General features: G+C 45.2%; 6 protein-coding genes and 1 pseudogene. 3 read left to right on the forward strand and 4 right to left on the reverse strand.

Going from position 1 to position 4,422, the window contains the following annotated elements; all coding sequences use genetic code 11:
* Window positions 1-405: RidA family protein (locus V7Q33_RS23095; RefSeq protein ID WP_333821462.1), on the forward strand; the 405-nt coding region annotated here is incomplete at its 5' end.
* Between the two features lie 17 nt (window positions 406-422).
* Here V7Q33_RS23095 and V7Q33_RS23100 read toward each other — a convergent pair.
* Window positions 423-1,703: a metal-dependent hydrolase family protein gene (locus V7Q33_RS23100; protein ID WP_331977127.1), complete on the reverse strand. Its 1,281-nt coding sequence runs from the start codon at window positions 1,701-1,703 to the stop codon at window positions 423-425.
* A gap of 28 nt (window positions 1,704-1,731) precedes the next feature.
* Window positions 1,732-2,139, reverse strand: coding sequence for a tellurite resistance TerB family protein (locus V7Q33_RS23105; RefSeq protein ID WP_331977125.1), 408 nt, complete (start codon window positions 2,137-2,139; stop codon window positions 1,732-1,734).
* A 96-nt stretch (window positions 2,140-2,235) separates the two neighbouring features.
* Between V7Q33_RS23105 and V7Q33_RS23110 the strand changes: the two genes are divergently transcribed.
* Both V7Q33_RS23110 and V7Q33_RS23115 read left to right on the forward strand, forming a co-directional pair.
* Window positions 2,236-2,829: an acyl carrier protein phosphodiesterase gene (locus tag V7Q33_RS23110; RefSeq protein ID WP_331977123.1), complete on the forward strand. Its 594-nt coding sequence runs from the start codon at window positions 2,236-2,238 to the stop codon at window positions 2,827-2,829.
* Window positions 2,830-2,867: 38 nt separating this feature from the next.
* Window positions 2,868-3,233 (forward strand): hypothetical protein, encoded by a 366-nt coding sequence (locus tag V7Q33_RS23115; protein ID WP_333821463.1) that lies wholly within the window; start codon window positions 2,868-2,870, stop codon window positions 3,231-3,233.
* On the opposite strand, the gene thiL is transcribed toward V7Q33_RS23115, so the two are convergent.
* Both thiL and V7Q33_RS23125 read right to left on the reverse strand, forming a co-directional pair.
* Complete coding sequence (gene thiL / locus V7Q33_RS23120; RefSeq protein WP_331977119.1) at window positions 3,230-4,264, reverse strand: thiamine-phosphate kinase; 1,035 nt, start codon at window positions 4,262-4,264, stop codon at window positions 3,230-3,232. The two genes, V7Q33_RS23115 and thiL, sit on opposite strands and share 4 nt — an antisense overlap.
* Window positions 4,265-4,327: 63 nt before the next feature.
* Window positions 4,328-4,422, reverse strand: a pseudogene (locus V7Q33_RS23125) (methylmalonyl-CoA epimerase); the annotation flags it as partial.

Below are 4,422 nucleotides of genomic sequence, written 5' to 3' on the forward strand. Positions count from 1 at the left end.
GATAAAGCTCCCGAACCGGTTGGTGCTTACCCGCATGCGAAGCGCGTGGGCGAGTTGCTTTTTCTTTCAGGAGTGGGGCCGCGCAAACGAGGCTCGAAAGATATACCGGGTGTTACGCTGGATGCCGCTGGAAATATACTTGACTACGATATTGAAGTGCAATGCCATGCTGTGCTGGAAAATATTCGCTTCATATTAGAGGCTGCCGGATCAAGCTGGGAGAATCTGGTAGACGTAACGGTATATCTTACCAATATGAAAAAAGATTTTCCGGTGTTCAATAAAGTATATGCAACGTATTTTCCAAATCGCGATCATCAACCCTGCCGCACCACAGTGGCGGTAACCGCGTTACCCACACCGATCGCGATAGAGCTGAAATGTATTGCTACAATATCTTCCTAAAAAGATATACTCCAGGATTATATTTGTTTATAGATCACTCCGTCTTTCATCACGAAGCTTACCTTTTCCATCGTGCGGATATTTTTCAACGGGTTCTCATCGGTTGCTACGATATCGGCAAATTTACCAACCTCGAGTGTTCCGATCTTATCTGACATACCGAGTATACCGGCACTGACTACCGTAGCCGATTTTATAGCTTCCATGGCAGGCATACCAGCTTCTATCATATAGGTAAATTCTTTACCATTGTCGCCATGCGGATATACACCCGCATCGGTTCCAAAGGCAATCTTTACTCCACGCTTATAAGCTTTGCTGAATGTTTGCTGGATCATCGGCCCGATTTCCAATGCCTTGGGCACTACAAGCGGGTGATAGTAGCCCGGAACCTTCGCCTGCTCGGCAACAAATTTACCGGCCGATATCGTGGGCACAAAGTATGTTCCTTTCTGTATCATCAGGTCCATAATTTCTTCTGTCATTTTGGTGCCGTGTTCAATGGTGGTGATGCCTGCCATCACAGCTCGCTTCATTCCTTCTACACCATGCGCATGCGCTGCGGTATGCATACCATAATCTTTTGCCGTTTCGATAATGGCTTTTAACTCTTCATCGGTAAACTGAGGATTGCTTCCGTCTTTGGCAATGCTGAGTACACCACCCGTTGCCGTGATCTTAATCATGTCTGATCCATCTTTATACCGCTGGCGCACCGCCTGTCGCGCTTCTTCCGGTGAATTGATGACGCCTTCTTTCGGTCCCGGATCGCCCATCAAATCTTTACGATAGCCATTGGTTGGATCGGCATGCCCGCCCGTAGTAGCAATGGATTTACCGGCTGTGAAAATACGTGGCCCTTCCACCAGTCCCTGATTGATAGCATTGCGCAAGGCTATATTTACTCCTGATCCCCCCAGGTCGCGCACGGTAGTAAAGCCCGCCATCAGCGTTTTCTTCGCATATACAGTAGAGCGGAAGGCTATATCTGCATCATTCAAGGTAAAGCGTTGCAGGTTCTGATCTTTGTTGGTTTCATTCTCGAGGTGCACGTGCATATCGATCAACCCGGGCAGTACCGTTTTCTTGCTGAGGTCTACCAGCTTGTCTGCGCTGCCGGGCTTGGTAAATCCCTTTTCGATGTGTGTGATCTTGTTCCCTTCAACGATCAACGTCATTTGAGGCTGCACATCGCTGGTCTTTCCATCAATGAGATTTCCACAGTGAATAACAGTACGCTGCGCGTGAACATGCAGTGCTATGCTGCATACCAGCAGGAACAGGTAAATCTTCTTCATGAGGTTTCAGTTTAGGTTTGGGCAAAAATCAGGCTTCTTTTTTCTTCAGATATTTAGCGGTAATATTTTTTAGTTCTGTCATTTCCGATTCACTCATGTTGGATGCCTTTACATGCAGCATCAGTTCGAACATAACCTGTTGATCATAGCCGAGCTTTACAGCGATCTGCGAACAGAAAAGAATCTCTTCTTTATACATGCGCTCATCGATCTTCATAAGCTGCACAAGGCTGAAGATGTAGTTAAATTTTTGGTCTGTAGTAAGATCTTCCGGAACGATAAGTTCATGTCGCCTTTCGAATAGCGGTTGTATTTCGTCCGGATAAATGCCATTGGCACGGCCGATGTTAACAATATAGTATTGTTCGCGTTCGGCTACTCTGCCATCGATCTGTGCCAGGCTGATCAGTAATTTCATTTGATTAAGTACGGCCATGAATGAATTGTATACGTTCGTGGTTATAGTCTTGAGAAGTGTCTTCTGGTAATTCATCTTAAACTTAATAACAAATAACCAATACCTTTACAGTAAATGAATTTTCTCGCACATCTTTATTTGTCCGGCGATGACCCCGAAGTGATGGTCGGGAATTTCATGGGAGATTTTGTGAAAGGAAGAAACCTCTTGCAGCAGTTCAACACAACGGTGGTAAAGGGAATTGAGCTGCATCGCACCATCGATGAATTTACCGATAAGCATCCTATTGTAAAGCAAAGTAAAGACAGACTTCGTACAACCTACCGGCATTATGCAGGCGTGATTGTTGATGTTTTTTATGATCATTATCTCGCTAAATATTGGGATCAATATCATACGGCGTTGTTGCCCGATTTTGCCGAGTATGCCTACAACACCATTGAAGGATATGACCCTATACTGCCCGATAACCTCAAGCGGATGCTGCCCTATATGATTCGCGGCAACTGGCTGGTTCATTATGCGCAAGTAGAAGGCATTCAGCGCGCGCTCACTGGTATGGCAAGACGCACGCCGTATGAATCGCGCATGGATGAAGCTGCAGGCGATCTTCGTAAATACTATGCAGACTTTAAAGCAGAGTTCGAGTTATTCTTTCCACAACTGAAGCAACATGCGGAAGACTTTTTGAGAAACTATGCGGAGTAACGTGAACACGCTATTTTTGCGCATCAGATACATACAGTATGCACAACGATCCGGAATTAAGTGGTAAATATCTCGGCACCATCTCGCAAGATTTTGTACGCGTGTCCGATGCGCTGAAAGAGGCTTCGTACCAGATACGCAAGGCAGGTTTTGAATATCCTATATTTCCGATATGCAAGGAGGCACAGCCCATCGGCCAGTTGCTTTTTGATCAGATACAAAACGGTACCGACTGGAATTACTTTGCTTCTTTCCTTGATGAATTTCTGCAACGCGGCATCGTAGAAAAAGATAAGCTCGAAGATTTCAAGAGCGCTTATAAAGATCCGGATGAATTTTGTTGCCTCTTTGTAGTGGATAAAGAGTTTACGAATTTTCTCTTCATTCCATACCCTGAAGATTAACCCGCAAAATGATCCCAGCCCTGCGCACGTAAAGGCACTAATGTACCTTGTTTGCTGATCATGAGGTTCTGATCTTTCTTGTCATGCATATACCCGATGCTGTGAATATCCGGGTGGTTCTTGATTTTTTCATAATCGCTTTGCGCGATGGTGAAAAGTAATTCGTAGTCTTCACCGCCATTCAGCGCGCAGGTTATCGGATCAAGGTTAAAATCGACAGCCGTTTGAAAGGTGAGTTGATCTACCGGCACTTTGTCTTCGAAGATGCGTACACCTAAACCGGATTGGCTTCCTATATGGAATAGCTCCGATGCCAGTCCGTCAGATACATCGATCATGGAAGTTGGTTTAACTCCGGCTTCTTCCAGATCAAAAATAATTTCAGTGCGCGCTTCCGGTTTTAACTGACGGCTTACAATGTACTCAAATTTTTCCAGGTCAGGTTGCATGTTCGGGTCTGTCATGAACACTTCCTTCTCGCGTACCAGTACCTGCAGTCCCATAAAAGCAGCACCCAGGTCGCCCGTTACACAGATAATATCATTTACCTGCGCTCCGCTGCGATAGGCAACTTTGTCTTTCTTCACACGCCCGGTTACGCTGATTGAAATTACAAGCCCCGACATAGAAGATGTTGTGTCGCCACCTACAAGATCTACTTTATAGTTTGCGCACGCTGCTTTTATACCTTCGTACAGAGCATCCACAGCTTCTACTGAAAAACGGTTGGTCAACGCTATGCTTACCGTGATTTGTTCAGCCTTCCCGTTCATCGCTGCTATATCCGATACATTTACGGCTACCGCTTTATAACCGAGGTGTTGCAAAGGCATATAGCTGAGATCGAAATGTATACCTTCTACCAGCATGTCGGTTGAAAGCAACAGGTAATCATTTCCTGCATCGATTACAGCCGCATCATCGCCGATGCCCTTAACCGAAGAAGTATTTTGTAATGTGAAGTTCTTACTGATGCGGTTGATGAGTCCAAACTCACCTAACTGACTGATTTCTGATCTTGATTCGCTCATACGTTACCTTGAAGAGAAGCACATCGATAGTGCCGATACTTTCTTCATCCTGCAAAAGTAAGACTATGAACGAATCTCTTCACACAACTCGACCAAAACTCCCTGTGTAGATTTAGGGTGCAGAAAGCAGATACGTTTATTATCGGCACCTTTTTTAG

Origin of the sequence: Ohtaekwangia sp., from assembly GCF_036786105.1 — a bacterium.
Taxonomy (GTDB): Bacteria; Bacteroidota; Bacteroidia; order Cytophagales; family Cyclobacteriaceae; genus Ohtaekwangia.

What these genes read in the sequence shown, in the direction of transcription:
- V7Q33_RS23100 (WP_331977127.1), bottom strand. Translation starts at nt 1,703, where the DNA reads ATGAAGAAGATTTACCTGTTCCTGCTGGTATGCAGCATAGCACTGCAT.
- V7Q33_RS23105 (WP_331977125.1), bottom strand. Translation starts at nt 2,139, where the DNA reads ATGGCCGTACTTAATCAAATGAAATTACTGATCAGCCTGGCACAGATC.
- V7Q33_RS23115 (WP_333821463.1), top strand. Translation starts at nt 2,868, where the DNA reads ATGCACAACGATCCGGAATTAAGTGGTAAATATCTCGGCACCATCTCG.
- thiL (WP_331977119.1), bottom strand. Translation starts at nt 4,264, where the DNA reads ATGAGCGAATCAAGATCAGAAATCAGTCAGTTAGGTGAGTTTGGACTC.
- V7Q33_RS23110 (WP_331977123.1), top strand. Translation starts at nt 2,236, where the DNA reads ATGAATTTTCTCGCACATCTTTATTTGTCCGGCGATGACCCCGAAGTG.